Here is a 20,469-nt window from a genome sequence, read left to right as displayed (position 1 = left end):
GCGATTGCGCCACACGCGATTTGAATTATTGGAAGCCAGAATGGTGTCCCTTACACACTACCAACTCAGGTGAAAACCGAAGTGGGCATTTACGTCTCCGGCTTCCTGTTCGCCCGCCTCATCAAGCACCTGAGCGACATCCAGCCTGATGCTGAGCATGTTGTCGAGCTCCATGCGCAGCCCGAGGCCGGCGCTGCCCAGAGAAACTCTGGCGCGATCACTCTCACCGGACATCAGTACCCGCTCACCGCGCGCATGGTCCAGAAAGAGCAGGGCACGAATACCACCGTCTTCGAAGACTCGTTCTCCCAAAACGCCACTCAGATCGGGAGAGAACAGTTCTGCCGTGGTGACGTAACCCCGGTCTCTGGACTCCTCACGTTCTTCAAAACCACGCACAGCCCAGACCCCGGCCAGGCCAAACTGTTCACCGGCAACCAGCGGCTCATCGGTATATTGAAGTTTGGCCCCCAGATGTAATTGCCACTGGCCAAACAGCTGCCGCTGCCAGTCACCGCTGATGCGAATCACGTCATAGTCGGCCTGAGCGCCGTCCGAGGGATCAGTATCATTCGGTCGCACCAGAATAAAGTCTTCGTCATCGCCATTGTCTCCACCCGCAATGTTGTGAAGATAACCGACGTCAAATCTCAGGGTCTGGTTGCTGCTGCGCCATTGCCCCTGGTAGCGCAGAGAAAGTGGATGCACGGTAACATCTGCTGAAGCCGCTCCACAGCTCACATTATCCAGGTCACATTCGTTATCGTAAGCTCGCCAATCGATTCCCGCCGTTAATTGTGATGAGTATTCACCTCGCCGGGCGAAGTAATGGTTGTAATACATCGCATAGACGTTACCTTCTCCGCTGAAATTCAACGGGCCGAAGACTGTCTGTGATGTTCCTGCGTCGATTTCACTTTTTGCCAGAAGGATATCGATACTGTCCCCCAATCCGTACAGGGGCAGACGATAACTGATGGAATACTGTTTGACACGATCCGTATGTTCGGGGCTGGTGGTAAAATGCAGAGCCAGACTGTGATCGCGATTAAACAGGTTGTCGTGCCGGTAACCAATACCCGTGCGCCATTCTCCGGTATCGTCACTACCGGTATTGTCGGCGGTCACCACAAAGCGCCCCGGAGCTTTGTCTTTTACGTCAATCTTCGCCTGGATATTGGCGTTGTCGGTCAGGCTGAAGACCACCTCAAGATTGCGGGAGGGATTTTGATTGGCCAGCTCAAGGTTTTCTGAGAGTTTGCGAGCATTAGGTACCTTGCCTTGCTCAAGATTGGGTAACGCCCCCAGAATATTTGCCTGATCGTGGTATTCGTTACCTTCAATCACAACTTTTTGCACGGTGCCTTCAAACACCTGGAGCTGGACAATCCCTGCGGAAATTTCCTGCTCGGGCACCAGTACCTGCACCGTTGTATAGCCGGCCTCACGGTAGGCCAGTCGTAGAGCATCCTGCGCCCTTTGAATATCACCAAAGCCACGATCAGCACCACTGAAAGGTGCCAAAAGATTTTGAACCTGCGTCCTCGGCAACAGATTATTACCCACTACCTCATAGGACTCGATAGTCACTCGAGGTGAAACCTGCTGTGCACTGATGGTTGACGCCCCCAACAGAGCCGCAGCAACCATGCTCACCGCCAGGGCTACTGGCTTACGAAGTGGGAATGGTGCACTGTTCATCGTTGGCATCTCCAAGTCCATTGCCGTTCATATTATTTTTGCTGATACGGGTAGGCATTGTGACTTGCACACCCTGCTCTGGCGGCAACAGCACTGGCGGGGTATTAATATCCCGCACATAGCCAAACTGCCCGGCGGTGACTAATATCTGGCCAGCACCGTTGGAAAGAATCACAGCACCCTGTGCGACATCCACGTAGAGCCCGTTAGCCAATTGTTGCCCCGAGGCATTCGACAGGTCGCCGCAATCGCCGCTGCAGAACAGCGCGCCGTAATTGGTGCCGCGAATACCGATCACCGCAACGGGGGTTTCCACTTTATAGTTTTCTTTTTTGGTTTCGCCGATATATCCCGTGACGGCTCTCAACCCCCCCTTGAGTAACCGCATCAGAGACGAGCCTTCTCCATTTTTAAACTTGTACTCGCTGACCTGAAACCGGCTATTGGGGCGAAGCACCACTTCGCCGTCGTCAATGAACTTGATTCGTGCGAATGACCGGGCCGCCGTCTCCAGCACATCCCCTTCGATGACCTCCGATTTTACGCCGAGCAGTTTGCTCCTCCCATCGGTGCGTAAAGCAGACAACACGCCATCGAGGTGTGTTACGTTACCGACGACACTCGTTTGAGCCAGGACTGGAGCAATAACCAACAGGCACACCAGACCAATTATGCATTTTGTTTTAGCAATCATTGGGCTGGTCTCCACCTTCCGATTCGGGTGTGGTCGTCGCCCCACCGAAGTGGCCGCTATTGCCTCCTACGTTTTCACCGCTGCCGCCATCACCACCGCCATCATCATCCAGGCTGTTGATAATGTGAATATTAAACAGGCTGGTGCCCACCAGAATACCCTCGTCGACCAGAATGGCATCCACATCATGAATCAGAGGCACATCGACATCTGTCACTACCTCAATCACCGGCACGCCAAACGCCAGGTCCAAACCAGCCTGACTCAGCAAACGTTGATAGTCGATGCCTTCCGGCTGCTGGATGCTGGCGAAAGATCCTGTCAGCAAACCGTTCGATCGAATAAGCCCGGGATAGATACTGTTATCAACCGGATTAAATTCATTCAAATGAGTGATTTGCAAGGTGCCATCCAGGTCAACACGCCCAGACACATTCAGCACGTCGTATTCTGTACCTGGCGCCGTTCCTGCCAACTCCATCCTCAGTACGGCCCCAGCCTCCATAAGGTAGTCGCCATCAACACTTAGGCTGCCTGGCGAAGCCCCTGGAGAAAGTACACCTCCAAGATGCTCCAGATTACCCACTAATGTCCAGTTATTGCCGTTAAGCGAGCCGCTATTGAGAACCACATTGCCCTGGAGCTCGCCTGTTCCAAAAAATGATCCTCCACTGATGTCCAGAAGAGCGAGCTGAGATTGGTGCTGAACCGATGTTCCGAGCGTCAGCGAACCCTGGCTCATGCGCAGTGAGCCTCCCCCGGTAATCGTTTCGAGTACCGTGAGATCCGGCAAGTCATAATTGACCGTTATCCCGGCTGGTAGCGACAGGTTGAGTACATTGGTTGCCGTTGGTATCACACCATTTTGCCAATTGGCGGGATCCGACCAGTTGCCCTCAGATGCCCCGATCCAGGAAAGGGCCTCCAGCGCAGTAATACTGGCAAATGGATCATCCGGTGACGTGAATACGTAATTGTTCACGTCTGTACCACTCAGGGAGAAAAGTGCACTGACAGGCTTGTTGGTGCCGATATCGGGGCTGGCGAAGGTTCCCGTGCCACTGATCTGAACGTCATCTCCTTCCACCAGACCAGTAAGATCACCCAGTATCAGCGTTGCGTCGACACCGCCATTGAAGACACGATCCTCTGCGTCCACGCTGGTCAGTGAGAGGCCTGCCGCACTGACGGTCGCGGTTGCGGTGGGCAAGTCTGTGGTTACTATGTAGTTGCCCGCGTCCGCACCATTCAAAGTAAGTTGCAGAGAAACCTGCTGGTCCTCACCGACATTCTTATCGGCCAGGGCTCCTGCCGCACCGAACTGAACGTCATCGCCCTCAATAACCCCATCTACCGTTCCCAGCTGAACCTCAATATCGGTGCTGCCGTCATAGACTCTGTTGGTCGCGCTAAATTCGGATACCGTGACAGTTGCCGGGGTAATAGTAGCCTGGCCGCCCTGATGAGGGTTTGTCAGACTATAATTTCCGACGTCCGTCCCTGCCAGCGAAGCTATCGCCATTACCGCCTTGTTTTCTCCGACATCGCGAGTGTCGAAACTGGCGGTAAACTGCACTGTCAGATCGTCCCCTTCGATGACACCCTCCAGTTGATCGGCTTCAACCTGGGCCTCAACCCCTCCGTCATAGGTTTTGTCTACAGTGGAAATTCCCGTCAAGGTGACATCTGCCGGCGTAATACTTGCTGATACGACAAACTGTTGCTCATTCAGGGCGTAATTGCCCGCATCGGAACCTTTCAGGCTGGCCTCGACGTTCACCACCTTGTCGTCACCAACGTTCTTGTCCTCAAAATTCGCGAGAAAACCGGCGCTGACAACGTCGGCACCTATCACTCCCTGTAGCTCATCCCCCATTGCCGTGGCTGTGACGCCACCGTCATAGACCTTGTCGGAAGCAGTAACGTTATTGAGATTCAACGTTGCCGGATTGATATTCGCCTGCCCCTCGACCGTGGTATTTGCCAGCTGATAGTTACCTTGATCGGCGCCCGTTAACATCAGGGAAGTGGTTACCCCGATGTTCTGCCCCACATTTTTGTCGGCAAAACCGGATTCGGTGTTAACGTCAACGTCGTCGCCAGCAACAACGCCTACCAGAGCAGCGCCACTATCCTGTGCCACCGTGGTGCCATCGTAGATCTTGTCTTGCAGTTGCAAACCGGTCAGGCCAAGCGTTGCGGGAGTGATGTCGGCGTTGCTCATCAGTATATCTTGTGCCAGCTGATAGTTCCCGGCATCGGTGCCTGTCAGAGTGGCCTGCAGAGTAACGTCGATGCCATCGCCCACATTTTTGTCGGCAAAATCCCCTGCGATGGAAAACAGTACATTATCCCCCCCAATCACTCCCGCCAGGCTGCCTCCACCGGCCTGGGCAGTCGTCGTACCGTCGTAGATTTTGTCGAGTGCATCAACACCGCTGAGCGTGACCGTCGCCGGCGTAATACTGGCAGAGGATAATAGCTGGCTTTGCTGTAACTCATAGTTTGCAGCGTCGGCACCGTCCAACAGAGCATCAACCGTTACCTGCTTGTTATTGCCAGCATCGGCATCGATAAATTGAGCAGCGACGTTCACGCTGACGACATCGTCACCAATGATTCCCGCCAGAGCTCCAGGCGTCGCGCTCGCATCTGTGTTGCCGTCGTACACCTTATCGCTAACCGCCACATCACTCAGCGATAATGTTGCCGGTGTAATATCGGCGTTCCCCAAGACCACAGGGTTGTCAAGAAGATAATTGCCACTGTCCGCTCCGGACAACGCCAAATTAGCCGTGACTGATTTGTCTTGTCCGACATCGCTGTTATCAAAAGAGCCTTCAGCATCTACCGTGACATTATCCCCATCAATGACCCCTAACAGGTTTCCAGGTGTTACCTGCGCAGAAACATCGCCGTCATAGACCTTGTTCTGGGCATCGATAGCCTCCAGAGAAATTGACAGCGGGGTGATCGCAGCGGTGGTTTCCAGAGAGTCTTCGAGCAACGCGTAATTGCCGGAATCGGCACCCGTCAAACTCAACGAAGCGGTGACTGTTCGATTGTCACTGACCTGTTTGGCATCAAAGCTGCCCACCAGATCAACGCCAACCTCATCGCCATCCAACACACCCAGCAGGTTTCCAGCGGTTACATCGGCAGCTACGCCACCATCGTAGACTTTGTCGCTTGCCAAGATGGATTCCAGCGATATGCCAAGGGCTGTAATGTCTGCGAGGTCATTAAACAGTGTCTGCGTCAGTTGATAGTTTCCACTGTCCGCACCGCCCAGGCTCAAAGTGGCGGACACTGTTTTATCAACGCCCACCGCTGAGCTGTCGAAGCTGGCGACCAGACCCACTGACACGTCATCACCATCAACAACCCCGGTCAAACCATCGACCGTGGCAACGGCATCGGTATTGCCATCATAGACTTTGTTATTGGCGATAATGCCGGCCACATCTAGAGTCGCAGGCGTAATATCAGCGGTTGCAAGCTGCGCTGGATTGTCGAGTTGATAATTCCCTGAGTCCGCACCCGTCAGTGTCGCCGTCGCGGAAACGGTTTTATTCACGCCGACCTGTTTCGTATCAAAGTTACCCGTCAGCTCAGCGGTTACGGCGTCCCCCGCCACAATGCCCGAAAGATCACCGGCAGTCACTTGAGCGTCTGTGGTTCCGTCATACGTCTTATCGGCAGCCGATATACTATCCAGTGAAATTGAGCGCGCCGTGATATCCGCTGTATCCCCGAAAACCGTTTGATTCAACTGATAGTTGCCCGCATCAGCACCTGAAAGGCTGAGGTTTGCACTTACCGCCTTATTGAGCCCCGCGCTGGCGCTGGAAAAGCTCGCATCTGCTACAACATCCACATCGTCGCCAGACAACACCCCTGAAAAGCCAACGATATCGACTTCCGCAGCCACATCGCCGTCGTACTCCTTGTCCATGGCATTGACCAGCGCAACGCTTAGGGAAGCCGCCGTGATGTCTGCGCTGAGCAAGGGAGAACTTTCGTCCAGTTGGTAATTACCCGCGTCGGTGCCGGACAAGAGAAGATTCGTGGTCACTGCCTTGTTCGTACCGACATTCTTGTCATCAAAACTGCCTGCCCCCGAGGCTGTGACCGCGTCTCCAGCCAATACGCCCTGCAAGGAACCGAGTGTCAGTGTCGCATCGGCATCGCCATCATAAACCTTATCATTGGCAAGGACGCTGCTTAGGCTCAATGTTGCAGGGGTAATATCGGCAAATAACGTAGGAGAACTATTTGACAATACATAGTTGCTGGAATCTGCACCCGACAGAGACAAGTTAGTGGCAACACTCTTGTTGGTTCCGGCGTCGGCAGTCAAGAAGTTACCGTCAAGATTAAGGGACACACTGTCTCCACTCACAACGCCCGCCAGCGATGCCGCCGTAAGCGATACGGCCGTAGTGCTGTCATAGATTTTGTCACTGGCGACCAAACTGACGGGACTCACCACTGCAGCCAGAATGTCCGCAGATGTCGTATCGGTCGTCTTGGTTAACGTGTAGTTTCCGCCATCAGTACCCCCTAGCGAGATTGACAGGACATTTACCGGTATGTTTTTGCCAACATTTGCATCGGTAAAGACGGAAACATGGCTAAAGCTAAGGGAGTCACCGGCAATTCGGTTGTCGGTGAAGTTTACCGACGCTGCTGTTCCGCCGTCGTAGGTTTTGTCCACGCCAGTGGCATTTGGAGTCAATGATCTGCGTGAAATGCTGCCGATATTTCCCGAGGCATTTGTCGTCGACAGCTGGTAACCGAACACGGGAATAGTGGGCCCATCCGGAATTTCGTAAGAGGCGCCTGACAGTGAAAATCCCGTGGCGTTGACCAATGTCGTGCCCACATTCTTGGCCGCAAAACTTGACCCCGTAGGCGCATTCAGGCCGACATCATCGCCATCGATTGCCCCGGTGAAGGTTATATTGCCGGCCGCAAGAGTGATGCTGGTATTGCCGTCATAGGTTTTGTTGACCGTGCCGGTAAGCTGGGGGGTGATCATAGGGGCAATACTGTAGATCAGGCCGTCTCCAGTTGATGCCAACGTAGAGGCGCTGGTGGCATTGTACTGTTTAAAACCGGGGTCCAGACCACCCAGGGTATTCAGTGCCGGATCCGTTGAGTACACCAGCCAGCGGCCTGTAAGATTGAAAACGCCGCCGCCATCGTTGTTAAAAAAGTCGCCCGCACCGGCATCAATAATAATGTCCCCGGTGGCGTTTAGCTTATTGTTAAGAGCAATATCACCATCCGCCCCTTTGTTTTGGACAACGATTTGACCGCCCGTGATTTGCTCCAGCGTGATGGCTCCTGCGCCAGAGTTTGTTAAACCGGCACCATCATGAATCTTGATATCAATATCGCCGCTACCACTACCCACAGTGCTGATGCTGGTACTGGCGGCCATTGTGATCATAGCGAGGCCAGGATCCCGGTGAGCGTCCTGGACACCCGCCGCCAAAGGTTCGTTGGCGCCGATGGCCAATCCTCCACCATCGGTATCAATATTGGCATTAATAAAGACACTCCGCCCTGCCTGTAACGTAAGTTTCCCACCTGCGCCACTGGCATCGGCGTTGATCACATCTTCTACCTTGATATCGTTATTGGCCTGAAGGATCAAATCGGTACCGGCATCCAGAATGACCGTCACATCATTGGGATCGAGTGTATGGGTTGATCCCGGATCATCGGTAAAGAAGTGAGTACCGGCGCCGAAGGGCGAACCAAACTCAATGACGATATCCTTTGGATCAAACAGGACTTCACCTCCGCGCCCAGCGCGAACCTCGCCACGAAACACGAGCTGCTCGGCACCGGACACCTCGATTTTTCCACCGGTGCCCAGTTCACCCCCGGTCGCTTCGATGGTACCGGCTGCCAGTGTCTGCTGATCTGCCCACACCACCACCTGGCCACCATTGCTTTGCGAATCCATACCCCGCGCACTGACAAAACTGCCCTCTTCCATCAGCAGCTGCTGGGCATTGGGCAGCTCATCTACCTCAAGATGTTTGCCGCCCTGGTATTCCCCGCCAAGGCGAATCCGTCCTCCCCCTTGGGCACCGTCCGCCGTGATGGAGCCCTCAGCCAACGTCATGTCAGGCGCCGTGGCGTCAATCTGCCCGCCACGTATCCCGTCAGCACTGATGGCACCTGCCAGCTGCATGCTTTCGCTTGCCCGCAGATAGACTTTGCCACCGTCGCTGACCAGTCCATCGGCGTTAATCACTCCTTGATTATCCAGTTGCCCGGCCACCGCGCTGATAGCCCCCTGTTGAGCCAATAGCTCTCCGAGGTTCAATACGGTGCCGGCCGGAGCCGTAATTTCTGCACTGACGCCGGGTGTTGTCGTATTACCGATCTTGATGCTGTGGCCCGCCGCCAGCAGCAGCTCACCCTCCGGTGAGGCAATAATGCCGGAATTGGTCACATCGTTGGCCAACAGATAGATACTGCCGCCTTCACCACTGATGATCACGCCATCGTTAATGACACTGCCAGTTTGTTGGCCGGCATCAAATTGGTAGTTCCGGGACAGGAAATCTTCGTTGCTGATATCGAGGGTCGAGGCCACCAGGGACCCAACATCGATTCTCGCCCCTTCACCCACCAGAATACCGCTGGGATTGATTAAAAATACTTTGCCGTTGGAGGTCAGATTGCCGAGGATACTGGTGGGGTCACTGCCCAGAACACGGTTGAGAACACGGCTGGAGGAGGAAGGCTGGTTAAAACGGGTGGATTCATCAGTACCGATATTAAAACTCTGCCACTCAATAATGGCACCATCGGTATTGGTTACACTCAATACTGAACCTGCATGTTCGAAGGTGGCACTGCCGTGAATGACCTCTGCACCGGAGGGATTGGCGAGTGCTGGTGTACCCTCCAACACCGCTATCAACGTCAGGCCTGCGGGTAACACCAGGCTTTTTAGCGGTGCGATCCGCCACTGTTCCCAACCGCTCTCCATGTTTTTATCCTTGCCGTCAGAGAATTTTACACTTGTTCTATTTCACGCCGACTGCTGTCTGATTGCCGCGGATCTTTCCATTAACTGTAGATAAAATGCCACCACTGGCAAGCCAGTCTACCTGCGATGCTAACAGCAATCACGCAATGTCGCCCCAACCCCGCCGGGAAACATCGTTATTCTGCAGTGGCACGCAAATCATCCCTTCAGCTTCGCTAAAGGTTAGTAAGCGTTGACAATGCCCGTCGATCCCCCTAACAATAGGCTCGTTGTTGGGTCGATGGCACAGTTCCTGCTCTCTTACTGGACAGAAGCAAAATCAGGCAAACAAACAAGCCAATAGAACACAGATTGGCTTAGAAAGCCTGGAACTGAACACTTGAGCGGCAATGCGCTGCCGCTTTCTGCAACCGGGGGGAGCAGAAACCTATGGCCGATATGGCGTCCGCACAATCATTGCGGGAGTTAAAGCATCATTACCGTCGTCTGGCGGCTCTTCATCATCCCGATCGCGGCGGCGACCTCCTCTCCATGCAGAATATCAACCAGGAATACGAGAAACGCCTGCAACAATTGCGGATGGAAATATCACTGGATTCCAGGACTCGACCCGGAAATACCGAAGCCTCTTCAGATTTCAGTCACCTGCAACCCGGGGATCATATATTTGTAAACGCAACAGAATGTGAGGTGCTCGAAGTAAACCAGCGGTACTTCCGTGCGGTTGCGAAGGGGCGCTGCCGCCAGGCACAATTTGATATTCGCACGGGAGTCGGTGTTTACAACCAGCGCTTAAGAGCCAGTTTTACACCCCGGACACGCCCGGACACCAATTAATGGCTGCAATGCAATGCGTTGCCTCCGCAGCGTTTAGCGCTGTACATGGCCTGATCAGCGCGTCGCATCAAGGCATCGGCGTCTTCCTGCATATCGTACTCCGCCACGCCAATGCTCACACTCAAATCCACACACAAGCTGTCTGTACCGGTGATGCATTTACAAGTTGCCCGTCGGATGCGCTCACCCAAGGCAACCGCTTCACCCATCTGAGTTTCGGGCAGCAAGACCATAAATTCATCACCACCATAACGGAAGGCCAGATCCGCACTGCGCAGTGCATTGCGCAGGGTCGATGCGGTTGCGCTGATAACCTTGTCGCCTTCCTGGTGCCCCATCAGATCATTGACCTGCTTAAAGTTGTCCATATCAAGGCACATCAGGCTGAGCGGTCGGCCGTAGCGGCGACTGCGTATGAGTTCGTCTTCCAGAGTGATGTTAAAATGACGTACGTTATAGAGACCACTGAGATCGTCAGTAATGCTCAACTGACGCAAGCGAGACTCCATGGCTTTGGCGGCACTCATATCATGAAAGAAACCAATGCTGCCAATTTCCTCGTCATTATCCAGTAACAGTGTTGCAGAAAGCCTGATAGGCAGCTGGCGTCCGTCCGACGTCATCAGGCAGGTTTCGTATCCTTCGACCTTGCCGCGACCTCCCCAGTCTTCGCCATGAATCGCGCGTTTGATAGCGCGCCCAGTTTCGCGGCTGCCGTAGAGGCTGGCGATATTGACCAGCCCCACCACCTTATCGTGAGGGTAGCCCAATAGTCGGGACGCCGAACCGTTAAAATGATTAATCGTGCCGTCACGGGACACCCCTATCACAGGGTCCGGACATATGGACACAAGGTTTTGCAGTCCCTTCGCAGTTATCTCGGTCATGGTTGTTCTTCTTGTTAAACCTGTTACCTTGAATCTGTTGTCTTCACGCATTACCCGCCGAAGGGCCACTCCCTCCCCTAAAATAGGACCTTTGGCGCGCCAATTGCTGAATCGGCGTGAATTATAACCTGTCCTCCCTTGGCTTTGAACCGCGTCCGGACTCTCTAAACTCCTTCCCTATAACCCCAAAGAGCCTCACATCAGGTCCTGATAATAATTGTTAATGTCACTGGTCAGCTCACCCATGCACGCATAGTATTACAACCAATACTGAACTCCAGTGTAGTGTACCGATAACAGTAACCGCCTGCGGCAGAGAACAGCCTATGCCCGAGAACGCTAACACCCAAATCATCAGCCTGGAAACCTTCAGTCGACTGCTGGACTGTCTCTATCGCGGCGCTCGGGACAGTGCCCCCTGGCAGGGGTTTCTGGCGGAAATCAAAGACCTTCTCAACCTCCAGTACTCCACATTGATCCTGCGCCAACCAACACCCACAGACCCGGGCCTGATGTTTACCAGCGGAGGCGAAAGCCTCAACGTACTGGACAACACCGAAAACGAATACAGCGGAGAATTCTTTGCCCAGGACCCCCTCATCAACTTGCCTATAGATCGTATTATGACCCTGGACGACATAATACCCCGCAGCGAATTGGAGCAAAACGACTACTATCGAATGTTCCTAAAACCCTTGGAAATTGACTATATCACCGGATGGGATTGGATCAGCAGCAATGGCAGCCGGGTCTCCATTCGCTTCACCCGAACGCAGAAACAGGGACAGTTCCAAGCACAAGAAAAAGCCTTTCTGGAATTGCTGCGACCCCATCTCACCAATGCCGTTGCCTTCTGCCTGGAACAACAGCAACTGGCCTCCGAGCGACAGGTCTATGCCCAGTTTATTTCCAAGCGCTCCATTGGCATCATCACCCTGGACAAAAACGGTGAAATACTGCAACTCAACACCACCGCCGAACAATACATCGCCAACGGCGACGCCCTCAGCCGTACCAACAACCAACTGTTAACCAACAGCCCAGCACTCAACGACAAACTCAAGGGTTTTATCCAAGACGCCCTGAATGCCAAACGCAACCGTCAACGCGCCCCCATCAATGCACTGTCCGTCCCCCGCACCTCCGGCTTACTGGACTATCAGCTGATGGTCAAACCCATGCCGTCGGATCGGCACAGTGAATCCGAATCCGCACCGCAGCTCATGATCTTTCTGCAAGACCCGGAAAAAAATCTGGAGATCTCGGTAAGACTGCTGATGAACCTCTACCAACTGACCCTGTCAGAAGCCACCATCGCTATTCTGCTCTCGGAAGGCAACACCATGGACGACGTTGCCGAAGAACTCGATATCAAAAAGAACACCGTTCGGGCTCACCTGCGCTCCATTTTCGCCAAAACCGGCGTCACCCAGCAATCCATGTTGGTATCTCTCGTACTCACCAGCCTGGCCTCTACCAGCTAGCTCCCTTTGGTTCGCTGGCGTGCACAGAGAAAATATGTAATTGTGTTACACGGGTTATGTATTGACCCTACACAAGTTGACACAGTGAGCACTTATGGCCCAACCATCGAAACCCTCCACGACTCGCCGTACACAGGCACAACGCCGGGCAGAAACCCAATCCGCAGTGCTGGACAGTGCCGTTCGCCTGTTTGGCAAGCACGGCTACCAGCAAACTGCATTGGAAGATATTGCCCGCGATTGCGGTGTCACCATCCGACCGATTTACCATTATTTTGACAATAAACAGACCCTGTTTCGAGCCGTGGTAGAAGTCATGGAAGCAAGAATCCTGGCGACCTATAGAGAAACCGGCCCGGATTCCAGCCTCCACCCGATGCTGCGGCGCTGGCGGGCGTTTCTCGATCTGTGTAAAGATCCGGCGTTTTGCCAAATCGTACTGATCGATGGTCCCAATATCCTTGGTCGTGAGCACTGGAACAACAGTGCCGTTGCGAAGAGTGCGCAGAAATCTCTGCAAAGCTACTTTGGTAAGATGCCACCGTTTAAGGCTCAACTGGCGGCTCGAATGCTGACAGCCGCCCTTAGCGAGGCCGGCATGATGATTGCCACCGCCAAACAGCCCCACAACGCACGTCGACAAGCCGATGAGCTGGTTACCGGGTTAATGACCCAGCTCACCAGTCAAAGTGATAACTAGTGTAGTGTATCAACAATCCATAAGTTCGGTGGCAAGGGTCGTGTCGCCTGCGCTTGCCTCACCACGAAACTCGCTGCCAAGATGACAAGCCGCCAGATAACCAAACGTCATGGCAGGCCCTAAGGTCGTACCGGCACCCGGATAGGTACTGCCGACCACAGAGCTGGAAGTGTTGCCAATGGCATAAAGACCTTTGATAACGTCACCTTTCTGATCCAGAACCCGCGCATGCTGATCCGTAAGAAGGCCACCTTTGGTACCCAGGTCACCGGGATAAACACGTACTGCATAAAAAGGCCCTTTCTCCAAGGGAGCCAGACACGGATTGGGATCGCAGGTTTTATCGCCGTAATATTTGTCGTGCAGATTACCACCACGCTGAAAATCCCTATCCTCGCCATTGCGGGCAAAACCATTAAACCTTTCGACGGTAGCAGTCAGTTTGTCTGCCGGCAGATTAATCTTGTGCGCCAGTTCTGCAAGGGTATCCGCTCGATGATAGAAACCTTGTTTGAGGGATTTCGGCAATAGGGCATCCGGAGTAATCGCCGCCGGCATCATGGGGCCCAGCATATATTTGCGGCGGTAGTTTGCATCAAAAATAGCGTAGGCCGGAATCGAGCTGATTTCACCGCCATGAGCCCGGTAGCAGTTAGGGCCGTAATCCTGATACGGCGCCGCCTCATTTGCATAGCGCTCGCCCCGACTGTTGACGAAAATCAAACCCGGTAACGATTTCTCAGCAAAAAGAACACGCGCAACCGCTTCTGTATTTACCCTGACCGCCGGCCCCCACCAGGCGTGCTCCATCAGAGAAGTCTGAGCCCCCAACTTGAGACCAGCTTGAATTGCGTCACCGGTATTGCAGGGGTTACCTGCACTCCAATGACTGCTCGTGGGCTGAGGCAAGTATTTCTCACGCATCTCCTGACTGTGTTCAAACCCGCCCGCCCCGAGAATAATGCCCTGGCGAGCATAGAGCTCCTGAGGTTCGTCCGCGCCAGATTCTGCGTCCCGTCTTATCTTTACACCTACGACGCGCTCACCATCCAGAATCAGATCAACCAATGCCGTATTGAGCAAGAGAGGAATATTGCGATCCATCATGGAGCGCCTCAGACGACCAATAAGGGCATTGCCCAGCGCCAGGCGAGAGTCTCTTTTGCCTTTTAATCGCGCGCCAATATTCGTCCAGTAATTGGCCATCAACTTTAGCATGACCATCATACTGCCTGGCTCTTTACTGAAAATCCGCCGACCTTCAGCCATAGTGATAGCGTAGCGACCTAAAGCCAGCGTCTGAGGATGCTGCTGGCGCATTCGCTTGAATTCATCACCAAGTGCTTTGCCGGAAAATGGACTGGGGTCCAGAGTTCGACCTCCTGTTTTGGCCCCTGGCAAATCAGGATAGTAATCGGGATAAATGTCCTGGGGCACCACTTCGAGCTGTGTGTGCTCTTCCATGTAACGTACCATTTCAGCGGCGCGTTCCAAATAGGCTTTCAATCGCACGTCGCTGACAGAGTCTTCCACCAGCGCACGGGCGTATGTCCAGGCATCTTCCGGCGAGTCTTCTATCTTTGACGCTTTGCCATGATTGGGCACCCAAATGCCACCACCGGACATTGCGGAGGTGCCACCGTAGACATTTGCCTTTTCGATCATGGTAACGGACATGCCTTGGTCATGGGCTTTGATGGCCGCAGTCATTGCGCCTGCACCAGAACCCACCACTACAACATCACTGATGTTATCTGCCATGGTTTCCCCTTTGTCAGAGTTGGCCCCAATTACATATGGGGCGGATGAATGGTTGCGGAATTGTCGACGCAGATCGCAGCGCCATTGATGTGACGGGACTCGTCCGACGCCAAGAACAACAGTGTATTGGCAATATCTTCCGGTTCGCACATAAAAGGTACCGCGCGCATGGCGGACTGTTCATCGGCAGGAGGTAGATCAGAGGCGACATCCTGAATCATAGGCGTGTTGATGCCGTCGGGATGGACAGTGTTGCAGCGCACGCCATTCATGGCTTGCTTGCAGTAGACCGCTGTACTCATGGTAATGCCGCGCACCGCTGCCTTGGCGGCACCATAGGCAGAAAAATGGGGCATCCCCATCAGTGCAGACGAAGAAGACATGTTAATAATCGAACCACCACCACTGGCCGCCAGCAGCGGTAACAGGGTATTGATGCCAAGGAATACGCTGTCGGCGTTGACCCGCATCATTTGCTGCCAACCCACCAAGGTTTCTTCCACCGGGTTCGCGCTGCGCAGCATGGCCGCGTTGTTAATCAGGATGTGCAGTTTGCCGAATTCACCTTCCAGCAGCTCCCGCAGCTGCCGCCAGTCCTTTTCATTGGCAACGTCCTGGGGAACAAAACGCGCACCAATTTCAGCCGCAGTGGTTTCCCCTGCTTCAGCGTTAATATCAGTGACAATAACACTGGCTCCTTCCTGCACCAGTCGTTTGGCCACTGCCCGACCAACACCACGGCTGCCGCCCGTTACAACGGCAACCTTACCTTCCACTCGCTGACTCATAGGTACCCTCAAGCATGTTCGATCAGATTGAATACTGACAACATGCTATCGACAGCCGACCAAAACCGGCATCGCACATTCGGACTATGGGCAAGACCCCGCTGGTCCTGACAGACAGTCCACAGGGTTATGCTGCCTGTTATTGACGAAGATGACAGACTATGCCCCCGGGAGCCTCAATGGTGGTGACGCAGCGATTACATTCGGTGCAACCACTGTGGTAGGTGTCCGGAGCCGCCATAGCGTTGTTCACAAAAGCGGGATCGCGTATCAAGGGCCTGCCCAACTGAACAAAGTCGATACCTTCTGCCATGACCTGAGCCAGGCTTTCCAGCGTGTGACAGCCGCCGATATAGACCATCTGCGCGTTTTTGACCACGTCTCTGACCCGTCGGCATCCGTCCAGAAAATAGAGTTCTTTGTACGGATACTGTTTGAAGATCTTCGGCCCCATCTGTCGAAACAGCCATCGCATCAGAGCATTGGGCTGCATATCGGCGATCCCCTCAGCGATGGAATCACCCCGAAACATGTGCATGACGTTATAGCTGCTGGTTCCGCCGCTGGTAATCAGGGCATCAATACCACCGGCATCAAGCATCTTGGCTACACCTACCGCTTCGTCTTCACTCAGACCACCTTTTACCGCATCGGTAAGCCCCATTTTCCCGAGTATCGGGAAGTCGTCTCCCACCGCCTTGCGCACGGCCTCCAGAACCCGCAATGGCAAACGCATGCGGTTTTCCAGGCTGCCCCCATAGCGATCATTGCGGCGATTGGTTTTGGGGCTGATAAACTGGCTCAATCCGTAGCCGTGGCTGAAGTGAATTTCTGCGGCATCGAATCCTACCTCTTTCATATACACTCCGGCGTCATGGTAGCTTTGCACGAGCGTGTCGATATCCCGTTCTGTCATGGCATCCGTCCAGAACATCCCCACCGCCATACCAAGGTTATTGAATTGCGGACTGGGGCCTTTGGGGCGCTTTAGCCGCTGTAGATTTCGGTTCTTGGAAAAGTGACCGCAGTGAGTCATCTGGCCGGAAATACGCGCTCCCGTGTGCTTAAGCTCGGTAATCATCTGCTTGAGTGGCTCTCGGGCTTCGTCTCCCAGGAACATCATTTCTTCGCTAATTCGACCATCGGCTTCTGTAGTACAGTAACCAATCGTGGTCATGCCGACACCGCCTTGGCAAATCTCGCGATGAAATTCGTATAGCTCCTTGCCAGGAATACCCCCTGGGCTTTTGCCTTCGTAGGTTGCCGCTTTAATCACCCGATTACGCAACTCCAGGCTTCCCAGTCGGGCGGGCTCAAATGCCCGTTGCAGGTGTTGACTGGTTAACTGGTGACTGCCTGATTGGTTCATATTGGCCTCACTAAACTTATGTAGTTACACTGCATAAGTTATGCAACACGACTACATATGTCAATGATGAGCGGTGTAAAGATGAGTTCACGCACTCAAACTCAGCAAGTAAATGACTTTTCTGTCTACAGGGGTGTCGGACCGGGGTTGCGATAAGCGTTTTGGTCAAAAGCTATTGGGCAGAATGCTCAGATCGTCGCCGTCGGAAACAGCGCCAATGATTGGTGCGACAGGAGATGTGGAACTGGCAATGCACCAGCCTGATCAAATGGTCAGCGAGCGTCTGAAACAGTGGCCCGCAATTGAAGAAACTGAAACCGCTTAAATTAAGCCTTGGGCGCACCCCAAAGATCTTTCAGACGCTGATCCCGACCACAGCGGTAACGGTAGTATTTGTAGCGCACAGGATTTTTTACATAGTAGTTTTGGTGATAATCCTCGGCAGAATAAAACGCCTTGAAGGGCTCTATGGGAGTGAGGTTTTTGTGGTTTAAACCTTTGGAAATCTTGCTCTTGCTGGCTTCCGCCAAACGTCGCTGCTCTTCGTCATGAACAAAAATCACCGGCCGATAAGAATGCCCCCGATCACAAAACTGCCCCCCGGCATCCACCGGATCTACATTGCGCCAGAAGACTTCCAACAACTCTGCGTAAGTGATTTTTTCAGGATCATAAGTTATCTGCACTACCTCAGTATGACCGGTATTGCCTCTGACCACCTGCTCGTAGGTAGGGTTTTTGACATGCCCGCCACTGAAACCGGAGATCGTTTCCAACACGCCATCCAGCTTGTCAAAGGGCGGCTCCATACACCAGAAACAACCACCACCGAAAGTCGCTTTTGCAGTAGCGGCTGCGCCGACACTGCTTGTTAACAGCAGGAAAAAACCTACCGCCAATGATCGAAATAACTGCCCCATAAAGACTCCTCAAATCATCCACTAACCTGTTCGGTCAATTCGTTGAAAACTGGCCCAGAATTTTTCGACGAACTTCGGATACACTACACTAGGCAGTATGACTGGTAATCTCCGAGAAGGTTCAGAAAAATAAAAGCGGCCTGTGGCCGCTTTTATTCGATAGGTCGAAGGAGGCTTTTTAAGAAAGCAGCGGTGCAATCACCAGGCTCACAATCGCCATCACGTTAATGAGGATATTCATTGCCGGTCCACTGGTATCCTTGAACGGATCGCCAACGGTGTCACCCACTACCGCCGCTTTGTGTACTTCAGAACCCTTGCCGCCAAGATTGCCCTTTTCCACATACTTCTTAGCGTTATCCCAGGCCCCACCAGCATTGGCCATCGTCAGAGCCAACAGAACACAGCTGATCAAAGCGCCGCCAAGCATGCCGCCAAGAGCGGCGGGACCTATTCCAAAGCCCACCACCACAGGTGCGATGACGGCCAACGCCCCCGGAAGCACCATACGCCGCAGTGCTGCTTGGGTAGCAATATCCACGCAGCGGCCGGAGTCCGGTTTGGCTGTGCCTTCCATCAGCCCCGGGATTTCCTTAAACTGACGGCGGATTTCTTTAATCATGTCAAAAGCCGCATCCCCCACCGCACGCATGGTGATGGCACTCACCAGGAAGGGGAAGATCCCGCCCAGGAACATTCCCATCAACACCACAGGATTGGAAATATTCAGACTAAAGCCCGGAACATGGTGGGTCACCGTCTCAATATAGGCCGCAATAATGGCCAGTGCCGCCAAACCTGCGGCACCTATAGCAAAGCCCTTACCAATTGCTGCCGTGGTGTTACCCACTTCATCGAGGCCATCGGTGATTTTTCGCGTCTCCTCACCCATTTCAGCCATCTCAGCAATACCACCAGCGTTGTCCGCCACGGGGCCATAGGCATCGATCGCCATAGTAATACCCACTGTCGCCAGCATGCCAACCGCTGCGATACCGACACCATAGACACCGGCACCCACCGGCAACAACACGCTGGTGGTATAAATGATACCGGCGATCATCAGCACCGGTACTACCACTGACTCCATTCCCACAGCCAGCCCCGAAATCATCACCGTTGCCGGACCGGTCTCACCGCCTTCGGCGATCAGGCGCACGGGCTTGCCACCGGTGTAATATTCAGTGACCAACCCTATGACCATGCCGCCAACGGCACCACAAACCACACACATCCAGACATTATTGGATATACCCATGCTGGAGATCAGCCCCCAGGCGGCGATAACAAACAGAATCGTCGCCCCGATGGTACCAGCCCTGAGCGCCACCTCCGGCGATTTAGAGGATGCGATGCGCACCAGGCAAATACCCATAATCGAGCAGACCAACCCGACGGAAGCCAGGGCCAATGGGGCGAACATCAGCTGGCCTCGATCCCCTCCCAGCAACTCCACCGATCCAATTGCCATGGTGGAAGCAATGGCAATGGTGGCAATCATGGAGCCACAGTAGGATTCGAAGATATCCGAGCCCATGCCCGCGACATCACCGACGTTGTCGCCCACATTGTCGGCGATTACGCCGGGGTTCCGGGGGTCATCTTCCGGAATGCCGGCCTCGACCTTACCCACCAGATCTGCACCGACATCCGCACTTTTGGTGAAGATGCCGCCACCTACGCGGGAGAACAGCGCCACCGTTGAGGCACCCATACCAAATCCGTGAATCGCTTCGGCATGCTCCGGGTCGGCTCCGAATAACAGGTAGAGCCCACCCAGGCCCAGCAGCCCCATTGAGGCTACCACCATACCCATGATGGAGCCCCCAAAGAAGGCAACGCTCAACGCCGTGGCCTGCCCTTCATTGGCCGCCGCCACCGTGGTGCGCACGTTGGCCTTGGTGGCCGTATACATGCCCACATAACCGGCTGTCGCCGAACACAGGGCCCCGACAATAAAGGCGACCGGCGTGCGCCAGCTCTGGAAGCCAATAAACAGAAAAACGGTAATCAGGGCCGCAAAGCCGAACAGAATCGAGTACTCACGGCGCATAAACACCATGGCCCCCTGGTGGATGGCATCGGAAATCTCCGTGACCAGACCCTCCCCAGCCGGGTAGCGCTTGACAATACCATAGAGAATAAAGGCTGCGAGCAGCCCCACGCCGCCGAGAATCGGTGGCAAGAACAGCATATCCATAAAAACCCCCAAATTATTATCGTTTGCCCACTGTAGCGGGCCCTGACGGCCGGGGAGGGAACTGCATCCTCGCGGTACAAATCTGACCGCCTGCTTTCAGTCTATGCAACAGC

The 20,469-nt window shown here is 54.0% G+C and carries 12 protein-coding genes; 3 read left to right on the top strand and 9 right to left on the bottom strand.

Annotated elements, in window-relative coordinates; all coding sequences use genetic code 11:
* Window positions 1-57: 57 nt before the first annotated feature.
* From HBA55_RS25195 to HBA55_RS25185, 3 genes are read right to left on the bottom strand one after another with little or no spacing between them, the layout of a single operon-like run.
* Window positions 58-1,701, bottom strand: a complete 1,644-nt coding sequence (locus HBA55_RS25195; protein ID WP_166997118.1) for a ShlB/FhaC/HecB family hemolysin secretion/activation protein — start codon at window positions 1,699-1,701, stop codon at window positions 58-60.
* Complete coding sequence (locus HBA55_RS25190; protein ID WP_166997116.1) at window positions 1,673-2,395, bottom strand: FecR family protein; 723 nt, start codon at window positions 2,393-2,395, stop codon at window positions 1,673-1,675. Before HBA55_RS25190 ends, HBA55_RS25195 begins: the two co-directional genes overlap by 29 nt.
* Window positions 2,385-9,410: a YDG domain-containing protein gene (locus HBA55_RS25185; protein ID WP_166997114.1), complete on the bottom strand. Its 7,026-nt coding sequence runs from the start codon at window positions 9,408-9,410 to the stop codon at window positions 2,385-2,387. Before HBA55_RS25185 ends, HBA55_RS25190 begins: the two co-directional genes overlap by 11 nt.
* A 429-nt stretch (window positions 9,411-9,839) precedes the next feature.
* Here HBA55_RS25185 and HBA55_RS25180 point away from each other — a divergent pair, with 429 nt between their 5' ends.
* Window positions 9,840-10,247, top strand: coding sequence for a hypothetical protein (locus tag HBA55_RS25180; protein WP_166997112.1), 408 nt, complete (start codon window positions 9,840-9,842; stop codon window positions 10,245-10,247).
* Here HBA55_RS25180 and HBA55_RS25175 read toward each other — a convergent pair.
* The gene (locus tag HBA55_RS25175; RefSeq protein WP_166997111.1) at window positions 10,244-11,134 is read right to left on the bottom strand and encodes a sensor domain-containing diguanylate cyclase; all 891 of its coding nucleotides are present in this window, start codon (window positions 11,132-11,134) and stop codon (window positions 10,244-10,246) included. The genes HBA55_RS25180 and HBA55_RS25175 overlap by 4 nt on opposite strands.
* A gap of 326 nt (window positions 11,135-11,460) precedes the next feature.
* On the opposite strand from HBA55_RS25175, the gene HBA55_RS25170 reads away from it, so the two are divergent.
* Both HBA55_RS25170 and HBA55_RS25165 read left to right on the top strand, forming a co-directional pair.
* Window positions 11,461-12,618 carry a helix-turn-helix transcriptional regulator gene (locus HBA55_RS25170; protein WP_166997109.1) on the top strand — a complete coding sequence of 386 codons (1,158 nt, stop codon included), beginning with the start codon at window positions 11,461-11,463 and terminating at the stop codon, window positions 12,616-12,618.
* A 94-nt stretch (window positions 12,619-12,712) separates the two neighbouring features.
* On the top strand, window positions 12,713-13,318 hold the full coding sequence (locus tag HBA55_RS25165) for a TetR/AcrR family transcriptional regulator (protein WP_166997107.1): 606 nt from the start codon (window positions 12,713-12,715) through the stop codon (window positions 13,316-13,318).
* A 9-nt stretch (window positions 13,319-13,327) separates the two neighbouring features.
* Here the strand turns inward: HBA55_RS25165 and HBA55_RS25160 are convergent, their stop codons facing one another.
* The 5 genes from HBA55_RS25160 to HBA55_RS25140 all read right to left on the bottom strand — a co-directional run bounded on the left by HBA55_RS25160 (window position 13,328) and on the right by HBA55_RS25140 (window position 20,356).
* Window positions 13,328-15,079, bottom strand: a complete 1,752-nt coding sequence (locus HBA55_RS25160) for an FAD-binding protein (RefSeq protein WP_166997105.1) — start codon at window positions 15,077-15,079, stop codon at window positions 13,328-13,330.
* Window positions 15,080-15,108: 29 nt separating this feature from the next.
* The gene (locus tag HBA55_RS25155; RefSeq protein WP_166997103.1) at window positions 15,109-15,867 is read right to left on the bottom strand and encodes an SDR family oxidoreductase; all 759 of its coding nucleotides are present in this window, start codon (window positions 15,865-15,867) and stop codon (window positions 15,109-15,111) included.
* Window positions 15,868-16,006: 139 nt separating this feature from the next.
* Window positions 16,007-17,236 carry an NADH:flavin oxidoreductase gene (locus HBA55_RS25150; RefSeq protein WP_166997101.1) on the bottom strand — a complete coding sequence of 410 codons (1,230 nt, stop codon included), beginning with the start codon at window positions 17,234-17,236 and terminating at the stop codon, window positions 16,007-16,009.
* Between the two features lie 326 nt (window positions 17,237-17,562).
* Window positions 17,563-18,156 carry a peptide-methionine (S)-S-oxide reductase MsrA gene (gene msrA / locus HBA55_RS25145; RefSeq protein WP_166997100.1) on the bottom strand — a complete coding sequence of 198 codons (594 nt, stop codon included), beginning with the start codon at window positions 18,154-18,156 and terminating at the stop codon, window positions 17,563-17,565.
* A 178-nt stretch (window positions 18,157-18,334) separates the two neighbouring features.
* The gene (locus HBA55_RS25140) at window positions 18,335-20,356 is read right to left on the bottom strand and encodes a sodium-translocating pyrophosphatase (RefSeq protein ID WP_166997098.1); all 2,022 of its coding nucleotides are present in this window, start codon (window positions 20,354-20,356) and stop codon (window positions 18,335-18,337) included.
* Between the last annotated feature and the right edge of the window lie 113 nt (window positions 20,357-20,469).

The organism is Pseudomaricurvus alkylphenolicus (genome assembly GCF_011683955.1).
GTDB classification, from domain to species: domain Bacteria; phylum Pseudomonadota; class Gammaproteobacteria; order Pseudomonadales; family Cellvibrionaceae; genus Pseudomaricurvus; species Pseudomaricurvus alkylphenolicus.
This window is presented reverse-complemented; position numbering and strand designations above follow the sequence as displayed.

Excerpts from the sequence above, each read along its gene's own strand:
- HBA55_RS25185 (WP_166997114.1), bottom strand. The coding sequence starts at position 9,410 with ATGGAGAGCGGTTGGGAACAGTGGCGGATCGCACCGCTAAAAAGCCTG.
- HBA55_RS25140 (WP_166997098.1), bottom strand. The coding sequence starts at position 20,356 with ATGGATATGCTGTTCTTGCCACCGATTCTCGGCGGCGTGGGGCTGCTC.
- HBA55_RS25190 (WP_166997116.1), bottom strand. The coding sequence starts at position 2,395 with ATGATTGCTAAAACAAAATGCATAATTGGTCTGGTGTGCCTGTTGGTT.
- HBA55_RS25170 (WP_166997109.1), top strand. The coding sequence starts at position 11,461 with ATGCCCGAGAACGCTAACACCCAAATCATCAGCCTGGAAACCTTCAGT.
- msrA (WP_166997100.1), bottom strand. The coding sequence starts at position 18,156 with ATGGGGCAGTTATTTCGATCATTGGCGGTAGGTTTTTTCCTGCTGTTA.
- HBA55_RS25150 (WP_166997101.1), bottom strand. The coding sequence starts at position 17,236 with ATGAACCAATCAGGCAGTCACCAGTTAACCAGTCAACACCTGCAACGG.
- HBA55_RS25175 (WP_166997111.1), bottom strand. The coding sequence starts at position 11,134 with ATGACCGAGATAACTGCGAAGGGACTGCAAAACCTTGTGTCCATATGT.
- HBA55_RS25160 (WP_166997105.1), bottom strand. The coding sequence starts at position 15,079 with ATGGCAGATAACATCAGTGATGTTGTAGTGGTGGGTTCTGGTGCAGGC.
- HBA55_RS25180 (WP_166997112.1), top strand. The coding sequence starts at position 9,840 with ATGGCCGATATGGCGTCCGCACAATCATTGCGGGAGTTAAAGCATCAT.
- HBA55_RS25195 (WP_166997118.1), bottom strand. The coding sequence starts at position 1,701 with ATGAACAGTGCACCATTCCCACTTCGTAAGCCAGTAGCCCTGGCGGTG.
- HBA55_RS25165 (WP_166997107.1), top strand. The coding sequence starts at position 12,713 with ATGGCCCAACCATCGAAACCCTCCACGACTCGCCGTACACAGGCACAA.
- HBA55_RS25155 (WP_166997103.1), bottom strand. The coding sequence starts at position 15,867 with ATGAGTCAGCGAGTGGAAGGTAAGGTTGCCGTTGTAACGGGCGGCAGC.